The sequence below is a fragment of the Agrococcus jenensis genome, assembly GCF_003752465.1.
Taxonomy (GTDB): domain Bacteria; phylum Actinomycetota; class Actinomycetes; order Actinomycetales; family Microbacteriaceae; genus Agrococcus; species Agrococcus jenensis.
In genome coordinates, this window is sequence record NZ_RKHJ01000001.1 from 2,473,612 (window position 1) to 2,489,792 (window position 16,181).

The 16,181-nt window shown below is 73.1% G+C and carries 13 protein-coding genes and 1 tRNA gene; 1 reads left to right on the forward strand and 13 read right to left on the reverse strand.

The window, feature by feature from the left end:
• Positions 1 to 54: 54 nt before the first annotated feature.
• Positions 55 to 696, reverse strand: a complete 642-nt coding sequence (locus EDD26_RS12170) for an ANTAR domain-containing response regulator (protein WP_123697953.1) — start codon at positions 694 to 696, stop codon at positions 55 to 57.
• A gap of 47 nt (positions 697 to 743) precedes the next feature.
• Here EDD26_RS12170 and EDD26_RS12175 point away from each other — a divergent pair.
• Positions 744 to 825 (forward strand) — tRNA-Leu (locus EDD26_RS12175).
• 83 nt (positions 826 to 908) lie between these two features.
• On the opposite strand, the gene pyk is transcribed toward EDD26_RS12175, so the two are convergent.
• The 12 genes from pyk to hisF all read right to left on the reverse strand — a co-directional run bounded on the left by pyk (position 909) and on the right by hisF (position 16,171).
• Positions 909 to 2,402, reverse strand: a complete 1,494-nt coding sequence (gene pyk / locus EDD26_RS12180) for a pyruvate kinase (RefSeq protein WP_123697954.1) — start codon at positions 2,400 to 2,402, stop codon at positions 909 to 911.
• Positions 2,403 to 2,514: 112 nt separating this feature from the next.
• Positions 2,515 to 3,969 (reverse strand): glutamate synthase subunit beta, encoded by a 1,455-nt coding sequence (locus EDD26_RS12185; protein WP_123697955.1) that lies wholly within the window; start codon positions 3,967 to 3,969, stop codon positions 2,515 to 2,517.
• Positions 3,962 to 8,524, reverse strand: coding sequence for a glutamate synthase large subunit (gene gltB / locus EDD26_RS12190; RefSeq protein ID WP_425453447.1), 4,563 nt, complete (start codon positions 8,522 to 8,524; stop codon positions 3,962 to 3,964). The genes EDD26_RS12185 and gltB overlap by 8 nt, the downstream gene beginning before the upstream one ends.
• Before the next feature lie 67 nt (positions 8,525 to 8,591).
• On the reverse strand, positions 8,592 to 9,509 hold the full coding sequence (lgt, locus tag EDD26_RS12195) for a prolipoprotein diacylglyceryl transferase (RefSeq protein WP_123698585.1): 918 nt from the start codon (positions 9,507 to 9,509) through the stop codon (positions 8,592 to 8,594).
• Between the two features lie 251 nt (positions 9,510 to 9,760).
• A complete protein-coding gene (gene trpA / locus EDD26_RS12200) occupies positions 9,761 to 10,636 on the reverse strand; it encodes a tryptophan synthase subunit alpha (RefSeq protein WP_123697956.1) in 876 nt (291 codons plus the stop codon).
• Positions 10,633 to 11,856 (reverse strand): tryptophan synthase subunit beta, encoded by a 1,224-nt coding sequence (gene trpB, locus EDD26_RS12205; protein WP_123697957.1) that lies wholly within the window; start codon positions 11,854 to 11,856, stop codon positions 10,633 to 10,635. The genes trpA and trpB overlap by 4 nt, the downstream gene beginning before the upstream one ends.
• The gene (trpC, locus tag EDD26_RS12210) at positions 11,853 to 12,641 is read right to left on the reverse strand and encodes an indole-3-glycerol phosphate synthase TrpC (protein WP_123697958.1); all 789 of its coding nucleotides are present in this window, start codon (positions 12,639 to 12,641) and stop codon (positions 11,853 to 11,855) included. The genes trpB and trpC overlap by 4 nt, the downstream gene beginning before the upstream one ends.
• 3 nt (positions 12,642 to 12,644) lie before the next feature.
• Complete coding sequence (locus tag EDD26_RS12215; protein WP_123698586.1) at positions 12,645 to 12,863, reverse strand: DUF6704 family protein; 219 nt, start codon at positions 12,861 to 12,863, stop codon at positions 12,645 to 12,647.
• A 98-nt stretch (positions 12,864 to 12,961) separates the two neighbouring features.
• Positions 12,962 to 13,507: a Trp biosynthesis-associated membrane protein gene (locus EDD26_RS12220; RefSeq protein WP_123697959.1), complete on the reverse strand. Its 546-nt coding sequence runs from the start codon at positions 13,505 to 13,507 to the stop codon at positions 12,962 to 12,964.
• Positions 13,504 to 15,018 (reverse strand): chorismate-binding protein, encoded by a 1,515-nt coding sequence (locus EDD26_RS12225; protein ID WP_123697960.1) that lies wholly within the window; start codon positions 15,016 to 15,018, stop codon positions 13,504 to 13,506. Before EDD26_RS12225 ends, EDD26_RS12220 begins: the two co-directional genes overlap by 4 nt.
• Positions 15,015 to 15,401 carry a phosphoribosyl-AMP cyclohydrolase gene (gene hisI, locus EDD26_RS12230; RefSeq protein ID WP_123697961.1) on the reverse strand — a complete coding sequence of 129 codons (387 nt, stop codon included), beginning with the start codon at positions 15,399 to 15,401 and terminating at the stop codon, positions 15,015 to 15,017. Before hisI ends, EDD26_RS12225 begins: the two co-directional genes overlap by 4 nt.
• On the reverse strand, positions 15,398 to 16,171 hold the full coding sequence (gene hisF, locus EDD26_RS12235; RefSeq protein WP_123698587.1) for an imidazole glycerol phosphate synthase subunit HisF: 774 nt from the start codon (positions 16,169 to 16,171) through the stop codon (positions 15,398 to 15,400). The genes hisI and hisF overlap by 4 nt, the downstream gene beginning before the upstream one ends.
• Positions 16,172 to 16,181: the final 10 nt, after the last annotated feature.

The window sequence follows — 16,181 nt, forward strand, 5'->3', positions numbered from 1 at the left end:
ATGACCACTCACGCGCGGGCGCGACCACTCGCGGGCGCGGAGGGCCGCGGCGGGCTACTTCTTGGGGGCGCCGAGCTGCTCGATGACAGCCTGGGCGACCTCGGCCATCGTGAGGCGGCGGTCCATCGAGGCCTTCTGGATCCAGCGGAACGCCTCCGGCTCGGCGAGGCCCATGCGCTGGTTCAGCAGGCCCTTCGCGCGGTCGACGAGCTTGCGCGTCTCGAAGCGGTCGGCGAGGTCGGCGACCTCGCTCTCGAGCGTGCGGATCTGGTCCCAGCGGGCCAGCGCGATCTCGATCGCCGGCAGCAGGTCGTTCTGCGTGAACGGCTTCACGACGTAGGCGAGCGCCCCAGCCTCGCCGGCGCGCTCGACGAGCTCCTTCTGGCTGAAGGCGGTCAGCAGCACGACGGGCGCGATCTTCTCGGCGCTGATGCGCTCGGCCGCGGTGATGCCGTCCATCTTGGGCATCTTCACGTCCATGACGATGAGGTCGGGCTTCAGCTCCTTCGCGAGCTCGACCGCGCGCTCGCCGTCGCCCGCCTCGCCGATCACGTCGAAGCCTGCGGCCTGGAGCGTCTCGACGATGTCGAGGCGGATGAGCGACTCGTCCTCGGCGACGAGCACGGTGCGCGAGGTGGAGGGCGTCTCAGCAGGTGCGGACCCGAGCTCGGGCTCGGCGAAGAGGTCGTCGGTCATGAGCACTAGCCTAGTCTTCGGGCGAGGCGGGCTCCGCCCCGACCAGGGCCGGTGTGGCGGAATCGGCAGACGCGGCGCACTCAAACTGCGCTTCCGCGAGGAGTGTGGGTTCGAGTCCCACCACCGGCACGAGACACCGAAGGGCTCAAGCCAGCGTCAGCCGGCTTGAGCCCTTCGGCCGCGCGGTCGCGCAGCAGCCCGAGGGCCGCCTGCTACCCCTCTGCGGGGTGCGGCGCCGACGGGTGCGGCACCTGGATGCGGCGCAGGCCGTGGTAGGCCGGCACGGCCTCGGCGTGCACGTCGCCGACCCGGTGGATGCGCAGGTCGTTCGTCGAGCCGGACGTGCCGGGGGGCATGCCGGAGATGACGACGACCTTCTCGCCGACGGCCACGAGGCCCTCGCCGATGAGCACGTCGTCGACCTGGGCGATCATCTCGTCGGTGTGCGTGACGCGGTCGACCAGGCGGGTGTTCATGCCCCAGATCATCTGCATCCGGCACTCGATCTCGGGGTCGGGCGTGAAGCCGAACATCGGGATCGCGGGCCGAAGCCGCGACATGCGGCGCGCGGAGTCGCCGGACTCGGTGAAGACGACGATCGCCTTCGCCTCGACGAAGCTCGCGACCTCCATCGCGGCGAGCGTCACGGCGCCGCCCTGCGTGCGCGGCTTCGTGCCGAGCGGCGGGATGCGGCCGAGGCCCATCTCCTCCGCCGCGGAGACGATGCGCGCCATCGTCTCGATGGTCGTGATCGCGTGCTTGCCGACGCTCGTCTCGCCCGAGAGCATCACGGCGTCCGCGCCGTCGAGGATCGCGTTGGCGCAGTCGCTCGCCTCGGCGCGGGTGGGGCGCGAGTTCTCGATCATCGACTCGAGCACCTGCGTGGCGACGATGACGGGCTTCGCCCAGCGGCGGGCGAGCTCGACCGCGCGCTTCTGCACGAGCGGCACCTGCTCGAGCGGCAGCTCGACGCCGAGGTCGCCGCGGGCGACCATGATCGCGTCGAACGCGTCGATGATGTCGGCGAGGTTGTCGACCGCCTGCGGCTTCTCGATCTTCGCGACGACGGGCAGCTTCCTGCCCTCCTCCGCCATGATCTCGTGCACGCGCACGATGTCGGAGGCGTCGCGCACGAACGAGAGCGCGATGATGTCGGCGCCGAGGTCGAGCGCCCACCGCAGGTCGGACTCGTCCTTCTCGCTGAGCGCCGGCACGTTGACGGCGACGCCGGGCAGGTTGATGCCCTTGTTCGAGCTCACCGGGCCGCCGACGACCACCTCGGTGATCACGTCGGTCTCGGTGACCTCGAGCGCGCGCAGCGTGATGCGGCCGTCGTCGATCAGCAGCGGGTCGCCCGGCTTCACGTCGGCGGGCAGGCCCTTGAAGGTCGTGCCGGCGCGCTGGCCGTCGCCCTCGATCTCGTCGGTGGTGATCGTGAAGCGCTCGCCCTCGACCAGCTCGAACGGACCTCCGGGGATCTTGCCGAGGCGGATCTTCGGGCCCTGCAGGTCGACCAGGATGCCGACCGGCATGTGCAGCTCGTCAGAGGCGCGGCGGATGTTCGCGTACACCTCCTCGTGCACGCTGCGGTCTCCATGGCTGAGGTTCATGCGCGCGACGTTCACGCCGGCCGCGATCGCGGCCTTCGTGTGCTCGTAGCCGGCGAGGGCGGGCCCCCACGTCGCGACGATCTTGGCTCGTCTCATCGGGTTCTCTTTCCGTTTTCGCGCCGCCTGGGTGTTCGGCGCGGACGCCCCCATCCTTCCAGAGGGAGGCGTCCGCTGCCGACGTGCGCGGCTCGGCCCGAGCGGCGTGGCGTCAGACCGCTGCGAAGGGCCGGTCCGTGGCGCGCACGGGGGCCGGCAGCTCGGTCGAGCCCTCGAGGTACGCGTCGACCGCGGCAGCCGCGGCGCGGCCCTCGGCGATCGCCCACACGATGAGCGAGGCGCCGCGACCGGCGTCGCCCGCCACGAACACGCCGGGCGCGTCCGTCGCGAAGTCGGGACGCCGCTCCGGCACGCCGCGCTGGAACGGCACGTCGAGCGCCTCGCCGATCGAGGCGTCCGCACCGGTGAAGCCGAGGGCGAGCAGCACGAGGTCCGCGGGGATCTCGCGCTCGGTGCCCGGCTTCGCCCGGCGCACGCCGTCGACGATCTCGGTGTCGGCGACGAGCAGCGCCCGCACCTCGCCGGCCTTGTTCGCGAGGAACTCGACGGTCGAGACGAGGTAGCTGCGCTCGCCGCCCTCCTCGTGGCTCGACTGCACCTCGAAGATCGCCGGGTGCACGGGCCACGGCTGGTGCTCCGGGCGCTCCGACGGCGGCTGCACGCCGATCGCGAGGTTGGTGACCGAGACCGCGCCCTGGCGGTGCGCGGTGCCGATGCAGTCGGCGCCGGTGTCGCCGCCGCCGAGGACGACGACGTGCTTGCCGGCCGCGGTGATCTGGTGCTCCGGCGTCGTGCCGGCGACCGCTCGGTTCTGCTGCACGAGGTAGTCCATCGCGAGGTGCACGCCGTCGAGGGAGCGCCCGGGGATCTCGAGCTCGCGCGCGACGGGCGCGCCGGTCGCGATCACCACGGCGTCGAAGCGCGCGCGCAGCTGCTCCCACGTGAGGTCGCGGCCGATCTCGACGCCCGCGCGGAAGCGGGTGCCCTCGGCGGTCATCTGCGCGAGGCGCGCGTCGAGCTGCCGCTTCTCGAGCTTGAAGTCGGGGATGCCGTAGCGCAGCAGGCCGCCGATGCGGTCGTCGCGCTCGTAGACGGCGACCGTGTGGCCGGCGCGCGTGAGCTGCTGCGCGGCGGCGAGCCCGGCGGGCCCGGACCCGACCACGGCGACCGTCTTGCCGGTGAGGCGGGCGGGCGGGTGCGGCTCGGTCCAGCCGTTCGCGAACGCCTCGTCGGCGATCGACTGCTCGATCGACTTGATCGTCACGGCCGGCTGGTTGATGCCGAGCACGCACGACGACTCGCACGGCGCCGGGCAGAGCCTGCCGGTCAGCTCCGGGAAGTTGTTCGTCGCGTGCAGGCGGTCGCTCGCCGCCCTGCCCTCGCTCCGCCAGGTGAGGTCGTTCCACTCCGGGATGAGGTTGCCGAGCGGGCAGCCCTGGTGGCAGAAGGGCACGCCGCAGTCCATGCAGCGGCCCGCCTGCCGTCGGAGCACGGCCTTGTCGCCGGGCTCGCCGATCTCGCGCCAGTCGAGGATGCGCACGGGCACCGGGCGCTTCTTCGGGAGCTCTCGCTCCGTCACCTTTAGGAATCCACGAGGATCAGCCACCGGTCACCTCCAGGATCTGCCGCCAGATGTTGTCCGAATCGGGGTCGACGCCCTGCCGCTCCGCATCGAGGCGGATGGATCGCACCATCGCCCAGTCGCGCGGCACGAGCTTCGAGACGCGCTGCAGGCCGTGCTCGAGCAGGGCCTCCGCGACGGTCGAGCCGGTCAGCTCGACGTGGCGCGCGAGGATCGCGCGCAGCTCGATCTCGTCCTCCTCGTCGAGCTGCTCGACGCGCAGCTCGCCCTGGTGCCACGCGTCCTGGTTGAGCAGCCGCTCGTCCAGGTCGAGCACGTAGGCGATGCCGCCCGACATGCCGGCGCCGATGTTGCGCCCGGTCGAGCCGAGGATGACGGCGATGCCGCCGGTCATGTACTCGAGCGCGTGGTCGCCCACGCCCTCGCAGACCGCGGTCGCGCCGGAGTTGCGCACGAGGAAGCGCTCGCCGACGATGCCGCGCAGGTAGAGCTCGCCGCTCGTCGCGCCGTAGCCGATGACGTTGCCGGCGATGACGTTCTCCTCGGCGACGAGCGCCGCGCCCTCCGCGGGCTGCACCGTCACGAGGCCGCCGGAGAGGCCCTTGCCGACGTAGTCGTTCGCGTCGCCGTGCAGGCGCAGCGCGATGCCGCGGGGCACGAAGGCGCCGAGCGACTGCCCCGCGGAGCCGCGGAGCGTCAGGTCGACGGTGCCGGGCTCGAGGCCCTCCGCGCCGGCGTGCAGCGTCACCGCGTTGCCGAGCATCGTGCCGACCGCGCGGTCGGTGTTGGCGATCTCGAGGTCGAGCACGAGCCGCTCCCCCGCCTCGAGCGCGCGACGCAGCGGCTCGAGCAGTCGCGTGTCGAGCTGCTGCTCGAGCTCGTGGTCCTGCTCGGTCGTGCGGCGCGGCGCGCCCAGCGCGCCCTGCGGCTGCGCGAGCACCGGCGCGAGGTCGAGCCCGTCGGCCTTCCAGTGCGCGACGGCGTGGTCGACCTCGAGCAGGTCGCCGCGGCCGATCGCCTCGTCGAGGCTGCGCAGGCCCAGCGACGCGAGCAGCTCGCGCACCTCCTGGGCGATGAACTCGAAGAACTGGACGACGAACTCCGGCTTGCCGGTGAAGCGCTGCCGCAGCACGGGGTTCTGCGTCGCGACGCCCACCGGGCAGGTGTCGAGGTGGCAGACGCGCATCATGATGCAGCCGGAGACGACGAGCGGCGCCGTGGCGAAGCCGAACTCCTCCGCGCCGAGCAGCGCGCCGACGATGACGTCGCGGCCGGTCTTCAGCTGGCCGTCGACCTGCACGCTCACGCGCTCGCGCAGGCCGTTGACCATGAGCGTGTGCTGCGTCTCGGCGAGCCCGATCTCCCACGGCGTGCCCGCGTGCTTGAGCGAGTTCAGCGGGCTCGCGCCGGTGCCGCCGTCGTGGCCGGAGACGAGCACGACGTCGGCCTTCGCCTTCGCGACGCCCGCGGCGACCGCGCCGATGCCGGACTGCGAGACGAGCTTCACGTGCACGCGCGCGGCCGGGTTCGACCGCTTGAGGTCGAAGATCAGCTGCTTGAGGTCCTCGATCGAGTAGATGTCGTGGTGCGGGGGCGGCGAGATGAGGCCGACGCCGGCGGTCGCGTGCCGCGTGCGCGCGACCCACGGGTACACCTTCTGCGGCGGCAGCTGGCCGCCCTCGCCGGGCTTCGCGCCCTGCGCCATCTTGATCTGGATGTCGTCGGCGTGCGTCAGGTACATGCTCGTCACGCCGAAGCGGCCGGAGGCGACCTGCTTGATCGCGCTGCGGCGCTCGGGGTCGAGCAGCCGGTCGACGTCCTCGCCCCCCTCGCCGGTGTTCGACTTCGCGCCCAGCCGGTTCATGGCGATCGCGAGCGTCTCGTGCGCCTCCTGCGAGATCGAGCCGTAGCTCATCGCACCGGTCGAGAAGCGCTTGACGATGGACGCGACCGACTCGACCTCGTCGAGCGGCACGGGCGTCGCGCTCTCGCGCAGCCGCAGCAGGCCGCGGAGCGTCTTGAGCTCCTCCGCCTGGTCGTCGACCATGCGGGTGTACTCGCGGAACACGTCGTAGCGACCGGTGCGCGTCGAGTGCTGCAGCTTGAAGACGGTCTCGGGGTTGAACAGGTGCGGGGCGCCGTCGCGGCGCCACTGGTACTCGCCGCCGGTCGTGAGCCGCTCGTGGGCGATCGGCGCCCGCTCGTCCGGGTAGGCGGAGCGGTGGCGGAGGCGGTTCTCCTCGGCGATCACGTCGAGCCCCACGCCGCCGAGCGGCGAGTGCGTGCCCGTGAAGTAGCGGTCGACGACGTCGCGCGAGAGCCCGATCGCCTCGAACGCCTGCGCGCCGCCGTAGGCGCCGACGGTCGAGATGCCCATCTTGGACATGATCTTCGTGACGCCCTTGCCGAGCCCCTTGATGACGTTGCGCACGGCGGTGTCGACGTCGGCGCCGAGCTGGCCCGACAGCGCGAGCTGCTCGGCCGTCTCCATCGCGAGGTACGGGTTCACGGCGCTCGCGCCGTAGCCGATGAGCAGCGCGACGTGGTGCACCTCGCGCACGTCGCCGGCCTCGACGACGATGCCGACGCGCATCCGCGTGGATGCCTTGATGAGGTGGTGGTGCACCGCGCTCGTCATGAGGAGCGTCGGGATGGGCGCGAGCTGGTCGGTCGAGTCGCGGTCGGAGAGGATGACGAACTGCGCGCCCTCGGCGATCGCCTCGTCGACCTCGCGGCACATCGCGTCGATGCGGCGCTCCATGGCCTCAGGGCCGTCCTCGACCCGGTAGAGCCCCTTGACGACGACGGTGCGGCGCGAGCCGGGCGTGCGGTCGATCGAGCGGATCTTGGCGAGCTGGTCGTTGTCGATCACCGGGAAGTCGACGATGATCTGGCTCGCGTGCGACGGCGTGGCCGTGAGCAGGTTGCGCACCGGGCCGATGCCCATCGTCATGCTCGTGACGATCGACTCGCGCAGCGAGTCGAGCGGCGGGTTCGTCACCTGCGCGAACGCCTGCTTGAAGTAGTCGAACAGCAGGCGCGGCCGGTCGGAGAGCGCCGCGATCGGGGTGTCGGAGCCCATCGCGCCGAGCGGCTCGGCGCCGGTCTTCGCCATCGGGGCGATGAGGATCCGCACCTCCTCCTCGGTGTAGCCGAAGGTGCGCTGGCGGCGCACGACCGACGCGGCGGTGTGCGCGACGTGCTCGCGGTCGGGCAGGTCGGCGAGGTGGATGCGGCTCGACTCGAGCCACTCCCCCCACGGCTCCATGGCGGCGAGCTCGCGCTTGACCTCCTCGTCGGGCACGAGCCTGCCGGCCTCCGTGTCGACCAGGAAGAGCCTGCCCGGCTGCAGCCGGCCGCGGCGGACGACGCGGCTCGGGTCGATCGGCAGCACGCCGGTCTCGCTCGCGAGCACGACGAGGCCGTCGGAGGTCTCGAGCCAGCGGCCCGGGCGCAGGCCGTTGCGGTCGAGCGTCGCGCCGACGATGCTGCCGTCGGTGAAGCTGATCGCGGCGGGGCCGTCCCACGGCTCCATGAGCAGCGAGTGGTACTCGGCGAAGTCGCGCAGGTCCTGCGGCATGTCCGGCTGGTTCTCCCACGCCTGCGGCACCATCATCATGATCGCGTGCGGCAGGGAGCGGCCCGCGAGGGTCAGCAGCTCGAGCACCTCGTCGAACGAGGCGGAGTCGCTCATGCCGGGCGTGACGATGGGCTTGAGCGGGCGCAGGTCGCCGAGCAGCTCGCTCGCGAGCTGCGACTCCCTCGCGCGCATCCAGTTGCGGTTGCCCTCGACGGTGTTGATCTCGCCGTTGTGCGCGATCATGCGCATCGGCTGCGCGAGCGGCCACGACGGGAACGTGTTCGTCGAGTAGCGCGAGTGGACGATCGCGAGCTTCGTCTCGAAGCGCTCGTCCGAGAGGTCAGGGTAGAACGGCTCGAGCTGGAGCGTCGTCACCATGCCCTTGTACGTGATGGTGCGGCTCGACAGCGACGGCAGGTACTCGCCGACCTCGCGCTCGATGCGCTTGCGGAGCCGCCAGGCGAGCCGGTCGAGCTCGATGCCGGCGACAGGCGAGCCGGCGGCGGTGACGAAGAGCTGCTCGATGGCGGGCATGGCGCCGCGCGCGAGCTTGCCGAGCGCGTCGGGTGCGATCGGCACCTCGCGCCAGCCGAGCACGCGCAGGCGCTCCTGGCCGGCGATCTCCTCGATCCGGGCGCGCGCGTCGGTGCGCTCGGCGGGGTCGAGCGGCAGGAAGGCGAGCCCGGCGGCGTAGGCGCCGGCGGCGGGCAGCTCGAAGCCGACCACCGCGCGCAGGAACGCGTCGGGCATCTGCGTGAGGATGCCGGCGCCGTCGCCGGTGCCGGCATCGGAGCCGACCGCGCCGCGGTGCTCGAGGTTGCGCAGCGCGTCGAGCGCGAGCGCGACGATGTCATGGCCCGCGGTGCCGCGGGTGGTGGCCACCATCGCGAGGCCGCACGAGTCCCGCTCGTGGCGCGGGTCGTACATGCCGGTCGCGGGGGGCATCGCCGCGCCCCGGATGGGGGCGGCGGGGTTCGGACGCTCGCTGGATGCTCGCATCGTGCTCCTCTGCTCTCGCTGTGGGAGCGGGACGCCGTCGGCCCGCGGCGCGCCGGAAGGCGCGTGACTATCTCGTGGCGGCCGCGGGATGAGCGGCGGGCTCGGCGTCGTCCTGGGTGCGGGACTCCGGGAGCTCGGTGTAGACATCTGAGTCTACGCCCTCCTCGGCACCGGGCTCGCGCCCGGGCTGCCAGGGCGACGGCTCGAGGCCGGGGTGGCGGCGCGTCTGCACGATCCAGACGACCACGCCGAGCGCGATCGCGAGGAACGCCATCCACACGTTCGTGCGGATGCCGAGGAACAGCTCGGACGGGTCGAGGCGGATCGTCTCGAACACCGAGCGGCCCAGGCCGTACCAGACGAGGTAGAGCGCGACGAGTCGGCCCCACTGCACGTCGCGCTTGCGGTCGAGCCACAGCAGCACCGCGGCGCCGAGCACGTTCCAGACGATCTCGTACGCGAACGTGGGGTGGAAGAGCGTGTCGGCGGGCAGGCCGACCGGGAACGCCGGGTTCGACGCCTCGATCTCGAGGCCCCACGGCAGGCCGGTCGGCTGGCCGAACAGCTCGTGGTTGAACCAGTTGCCGAGCCGGCCGAACGCCTGAGCGAGCAGCAGGCCGGGGGCGAGCGCGTCGGCGAAGGTCGTGAAGCGCACGCCGGTCTGCCGGCAGCCGAGCCAGACGCCGAGCGCGCCGCCGATGAGGGCGCCGAAGATCGCGATGCCGCCCTCCCAGATGTACAGCGCGGTCATCGGGTCGCGGCCCGGGCCGAAGTAGTCGTCCGGGTGCGTCGCGACGTGGAAGATGCGCGCGGCGATGATGCCGAGCAGCACGGCCCAGACGGCGATGTCGACGACGTAGCCGGCCTCGACGCCGCGCTGGCGCAGGCGCCAGCCGGTGAGCAGCGTCGCGACGACGATGCCCGCGAGGATGCAGAGCGCGTAGGTCTGGATGCCCCAGGTCGGCCCCACGATGCGCAGGAACATCGCGAGGATGACGCCGGTCGCGACCGAGCCGACGAGCGTCCACGCAGCGTCGCGCTTCGAGAGGCCGCTGCTGAGCGCGCGCACGAGCAGCGCGACGACGGTGATGACGAGGCCGAGCACGACGCCGAAGAGCACGGCGCCGAGCACCGAGCCCTGCACGAGCGGCAGCACGCCGATGGCGTCGAGCCACGCGCCGAGCGGCACCTGCTGCCACTCGGGGCTCGGGCTCGGGATGCTCTGGAAGACGGTGGTCACGCGGAGGCGTCCTTCTGTGGGCTGGACGAGGCGGTGCTCGACGGTGCGATGGCCGGCGCGGCGTCGGCCGGGCCGCCGTCGAGTGTACCGGCGGCGAGGGACGCGGCGAGCTCGCGGACGGCGGGCACGCCGCCCGCGCCGAGCGCGCGGACGAGCGCGGAGCCGACGATCGCGCCGTCGGCGTAGGTGAGCACGTCGCGCACCTGGTCGGCGGTGGAGATGCCGAGGCCGACGCAGCGCAGCGCCGTCGTGCCGGCCGCGGCAGCGCGTGCGGCGATGCGGTCGGCGAGCGCCCGCGCGGCGTCGTCGACGTCGGTGCGGGCACCGGTCGTGCCCATGGTCGACACGGTGTACACGAAGCCGCGCGAGGCCTCGACCGCCCGGTCGATGCGGGCGTCCGACGACGACGGCGCGGCGAGGAAGACCCGGTCGAGGTCGTGGCGCTCGGCGGCCGCGAGCCAGTCGGCGGCGTTCTCGGGCGTGAGGTCGGGTGTGATGAGGCCGGCGCCGCCGGCCGCGGCGAGCTGCTCGGCGAACCGGTCGACGCCGTAGCGCAGCACCGGGTTCCAGTAGGTCATGACGAGCACCGGCGCGCTCGTGCGGGCGGTGATCGCGGCGACCGCCTCGAACAGCTCCTCGAGCCGGAAGCCCCGCTCGAGCGTCGACTGGGTCGCGGCCTGGATGACGGGGCCGTCCATGCCGGGGTCGGAGTACGGCACGCCGAGCTCGATCGCGGTGCACCCCGCCTCGGCGATCGCGACGGCTGCCTCGATGCTCGTGGCGAGGTCGGGGAAGCCGGCCGGGAGGTAGCCGATCAGGGCGCGCCCGCCGCTCGCGCGGATGGCCTCCTCGGTGGTGATGCGCGCGGTCACTGCTGCCTCGCGTCCTCGTCGAGCACGTCGAACCAGCGGCCAGCGGTCGCCACGTCCTTGTCGCCGCGGCCGGAGAGCGAGACGAGCAGGGTGGAGCCGGGCAGCTCACGCGCGAGCCGCATCGCGCCCGCGATCGCGTGCGCCGACTCGATGGCGGGGATGATGCCCTCTGCGCGCGTGAGCGCGAGGAACGCCTCCATCGCCTCCGCGTCGCTCACCGGCTGGTACTCGGCGCGGCCGATGTCGTGCAGCCACGCGTGCTCCGGGCCGACGCCCGGGTAGTCGAGGCCCGCGGAGATCGAGTGCGACTCGAGCGTCTGGCCGTCGCCGTCCTGCAGCAGGTACGTGCGCATGCCGTGGAGCAGCCCGGGCTCACCGCGCTCGATCGACAGCGCGTGGCGCTCGGTGTCGGCGCCGTCGCCGGCCGCCTCGAGGCCGATGAGCTGCACGTCGGCGTCGTCGAGGAAGGCGTGGAAGATGCCCATCGCGTTCGAGCCGCCGCCCACGCACGCGAGCACGGCATCCGGCAGGCCGCCGGTCATCGCGATGGTCTGCTCGCGCGCCTCCTCGCCGATGGCGCGGTGGAAGTCGCGCACCATCTCCGGGAACGGGTGCGGGCCCGCCACGGTGCCCATGAGGTAGTGGGTGGAGTCGACGTTCGCGACCCAGTCGCGGAGGCCCTCGTTGATGGCGTCCTTGAGGGTGCGGGAGCCGCTCGTCACCGGCACGACCTCGGCACCGAGCAGGCGCATCCGCGCGACGTTGAGCGCCTGGCGTTCGGTGTCGACCTCGCCCATGTAGACGACGCACTCCATGCCGAAGAGCGCCGCCGCGGTCGCGGTCGCGACGCCGTGCTGGCCGGCACCGGTCTCGGCGATGAGGCGCGTCTTGCCCAGCCGCTGCGCGACGAGCGCCTGGCCGAGCACGTTGTTGATCTTGTGGCTGCCGGTGTGGTTGAGGTCCTCGCGCTTCAGCAGGATGCGGGCACCCGCCTGCTCGCTGAGGCGGCTCGCCTCCGTGAGCATCGAGGGACGGCCGGTGTAGTCGCGCGAGAGGCGCGCGAACTCGGCCTGGAACGCCGGGTCGACCTTGCACGCCTCGTAGCACGCGGCGAGCTCGTCGATCGCGGCCATGAGCGGCTCGGGCATGAAGACGCCGCCGTACCCGCCGAACCAGGGGCCGTGGTGGTCGCGCAGCGAGGCTGCCGGTGCATCGGTCATGCTGCTCTCCCGAACTCTGCGACGCGCGACTCGGGGTCGCCGTCGGTGACGAGGGCTTCGCCGACGAGCACGGCGTCGGCGCCGTCGCGCCGGTACCGCGCGACGTCCGCCGCGCTCTGCACACCCGACTCCGCGACGGCGACGACGCCGTCGGGGATGCGCGCGCGGAGCTCCGCGAAGCGCTCGGGGTGCATGGTGAAGGTCTTGAGGTCGCGCGTGTTGACGCCGAGGATCCGGGCGCCCGCCTCGAGGGCCGCGTCGATCTCGTGCTCGTCATGGACCTCGACGAGCACCGACAGGCCCAGCTGCGTCGCGAAGCGGTGCAGCTCGGCGAGCCGGGCGGGCTCGAGCGAGGCGACGATGAGCAGGGCGAGGTCGGCGCCGAACGCCCGCGCCTCGAGCAGCTGGTACTCGTCGGCGATGAAGTCCTTGCGCAGCACCGGCACCGACACCGCGGCGCGCACCGCGCGCAGGTCGTCGAGCGAGCCGAGGAACCGGCGCTCCTCGGTGAGCACGCTGATGGCGGTCGCACCGCCCGCCTGGTAGCGCGCGGCGAGCGAGGCGGGCTCGGGGATGTCGGCGAGCGCACCCTTCGACGGGCTCGCGCGCTTCACCTCGGCGATGATGTGCGGGCCGTCGGAGTCGGGCTTGGGCGTGCCGAGGATGGCGGCGGCATCGAGGGGCGTCGGCGTCTGGAGCGCGATCGACTCCAGGCGGTCGGCGGGCAGCGCGGCCCGGCGCCGCGCCGCGTCCTCGAGCGCGCCCGCGGTGAGCGCGTCGAGCACGGCCTAGTGGCCCTGCGGGCCGAAGCCGGCGCGGTTCAGGATCGGCCAGAGGATGATGCCGACGACGAGCAGCCCGGCGCTCGCCCAGACGAGCAGAGGCATGTCGAGGAAGAAGAAGAGCGTGCCGAGCGTGAACGCGGCGATCATCACGAGCACGCTGGCCCAGGCTGCGCGCGAGTGGCCGTGGCCCGGGTCGCCGAACGACTCGTCCTGCTCGGTCATGCTCAGCTCAGATGCGTGCTGCTCGGTGATGCCGGTGCGTGCGCTCACGATGCTCCTCGGGTCGATCCTCCGGCGCGCTGGCGCGCCACTCCCCCAGTCTACCGAGTCGGGTCGTCGCCGTCGTCCATGACATCCCACGCGAGGCCGGAGCCGCTCCGCTCGTAGCGGGCCGCCCGGCGGGCGCGCGCGGGCCATCGACGTGCCGTGATGAGCACCCACACGCCGACGGCGGCGGCGACGATGCCCGCGGCGATGCCGACGAGCGGCCACGCCGTCGTCGCGGTCGCCGTGAGCTCCGCCTGCTGGGCGGTACCGGCGAGCCCGGTCGCGTCGGCGACGAGCGTGGTGAGCGCGCCCGCGACGCCGGCCTGCGCGCCGCCGGCGTGGACCGCGAGCAGCGCGCCGAGCAGCAGCGCGAGCGCGCCGAGCACGAGCCGCCACACCTTCCCGGCGATCGGCAGCACGAGCGCGAGCGCGACGGTCGCGAGCGACAGCGTCGTCATCGCGCCGGCGACGTCCTGCCCGGCGACCGCGAGCACGCGGCCGTCGATCAGCGTCGCGCTCCCCCACGGCTGCGTGGCGGCGAGCAGCCCCATCGCGCCGGCGAGCAGCAGGCCCAGCACCGCCGCGATGCGCGCGCTCATGCGCCTCGGCGCATCGAGGATGCGACGGCGACCGCGCGCAGCGGCGCCGCTGCCTTGCTGCGCACCTCCTGCAGCTCGGTCTCCGGGTCGCTGTCGGCGACGAGCCCAGCGCCCGACTGCACATGCGCGACGCCGTCGCGCATGGTCACGGTGCGGATGGCGATCGCGAGATCCGCGTCGCCGGCCAGGTCGAGCCATCCCACGACGCCGCCGTAGACGCCGCGCTGCGCGGGCTCGAGCTCGTCGATGATGGCGAGCGCGCGCGGCTTCGGCGCACCCGAGAGCGTGCCCGCCGGGAAGGTGGCGCGGAACGCGTCGACGGCGGTCGCGTCGTCGCGCATCCGGCCCTCGACGGTCGAGACGATGTGCATGATGTGGCTGAAGCGCTCGATCGCCATGAGCTCGGTCACGGCCACCGTGCCGGGCACGCACACCTTCGCGAGGTCGTTGCGGGCGAGGTCGACGAGCATGACGTGCTCGCTGCGCTCCTTGGGATCGGCGAGCAGCTCGTCGGAGAGCGCGCGGTCGGCGACCGCGTCGGCGCCGCGCGGTCGGCTGCCGGCGATCGGATGCATCGTGGCCGCGCCGTCGTGCACCGTCACGAGCGCCTCGGGGCTCGAGCCGACGACGGCGTAGGGCGCGCCCGCGGCGTCCTCGAGCGAGAGCAGGTAGAGGTACGGCGAGGGGTTGAGCATGCGCAGCACGCGGTAGACCTCGAGCGGGTCGGCGTCGGTCTCGAGGTCGAAGCGCGCCGAGAGCACGACCTGGAAGACGTCGCCGTCGACGATGTGCTGCTTCGAGGTGCCCACCATCGCGCGGAAGTCCTCGGCGGTCACGCGCGCGCTGGGCTCGGGCGCGGCATCGCGGTCGAGCACGGCGATCGAGCCGGCCTCCGGGCGGGCGAGCTCGGCCTCGAGCGCGTCGAGCCGCGACTGCGCGTCGTGCCACAGCGCATCGGCGTCGTCGACGCCGTCGTGCAGCACGTTCGCCACGAGGTGGGCGGCACCGGTGCGGTGGTCGAGCACGACGAGCGTGGCCACGAGCGACATCGCGATCGCGGGCACGTCGACCTCGCGCGGCGGCGCGTCCGGGAGCCGCTCGAGCTCGCGCACGGCCTCCCAGCCGATGTGGCCGACGAGGCCGCTCGTGAGCCGCGGCAGGCCGTCGATGCGCGGCGTCGCCCAGCGGCGCAGCACGTGCTCGATGGTGTCGAGCCCGGTGCGCGGGGCGTCGTCGCCGAGCAGCCGCTCGGTCGTGACCGTCTCGGAGCGCCAGCGCACCTCGCCGCGGTCGGCGGTGAGCTGACCGAAGGATGCGACGCCCACGAACGAGTACCGGCTCCAGACGCCCTGCTGGGCCGACTCGAGCAGGAACGTGCCCGCGCGGCCGGCAGCGACGCGGCGGTAGACGCCGACGGGCGTCTCGGCGTCGAGGAACACCTCGCGCACGACCGGCACGACGCGGTGGTGCGGCAGCAGCGCGTCGAAGGCGGCGCGATCGGTGGTCGTCACGCGTCGTCCCCATCGTCGGGCGGCGCGGTCGCCTGGCCGGTCTGCGTGGGCACCGGCGTGAAGAAGCACGAGCGCGCGCCGGTGTGGCACGCGGGGCCCGTCTGGTCGACGCGGACGAGCAGCGCGTCGCCGTCGCAGTCGAGCGCGATCGAGCGCGGCACCTGGATGTTGCCGGAGGTGTCGCCCTTGCGCCAGTACTCCTGGCGCGAGCGCGACCAGAACGTGACGCGGCCCTCGGTCGCGGTGCGCCGCAGCGCCTCCTCGTCCATGTAGCCGACCATGAGCACGTCGCCGGTCGCGTCGTCCTGGATGACGGCGGCGACGAGGCCGTCGGCGTCGAGCTTGAGGGACGGCAGCTGGCCGTCCGCGATCGTGTCGCTCATCGGACCGTCACCCCTGCCTCGCGCATCGCGGCCTTGACCTCGCCGATCGTGCACTGACCGCTGTGGAAGATGCTCGCGGCGAGCACCGCGTCGGCCCCGGCGGCGACGGCCGGGGCGAAGTGCGCGGGGCCGCCGGCGCCGCCGGAGGCGATCACCGGTGTGGTCGCGACGGCGCGCACCGCGGCGAGCAGCTCGAGGTCGAAGCCCTCCTTCGTGCCGTCGGCGTCGATGGAGTTGACGAGCAGCTCCCCGACGCCGCGCGCGACGCCCTCGCTCGCCCACGCGAGCGCGTCGAGGCCCGCACCGCGGCTGCCGCCGTGCGTCGTCACCTCGAAGCCGGAGGGCTGCGTCGGCGACCGACGCACGTCGAGCGACAGGACGAGCACCTGCGAGCCGAAGTCGGCGACGATCCGGTCGATGAGCTCCGGGTCGCGGATGGCGGCCGAGTTGACGCCCACCTTGTCGGCGCCATGCGCGAGCAGGCGCGCGACGTCGTCGCGGCTGCGCACGCCGCCGCCGACGGTCAGCGGGATGAAGATCTGCTCGGCGGTGCGCTCGACGACGTCGAGCATGGTGCCGGCGTCGTCGACCGTCGCCTTCACGTCGAGGAACGTCAGCTCGTCGGCTCCCTGCGCGGCGTAGCGCGCGGCGAGCTCGACCGGGTCGCCCTGGTCGGTGAGGCCCTGGAACTGCACGCCCTTGACGACGCGGCCGTGCGCCACGTCGAGGCATGGGATGACCCGGGTGGCGAGCGTCGACGTGGCGGTCATCAGCTGCGCC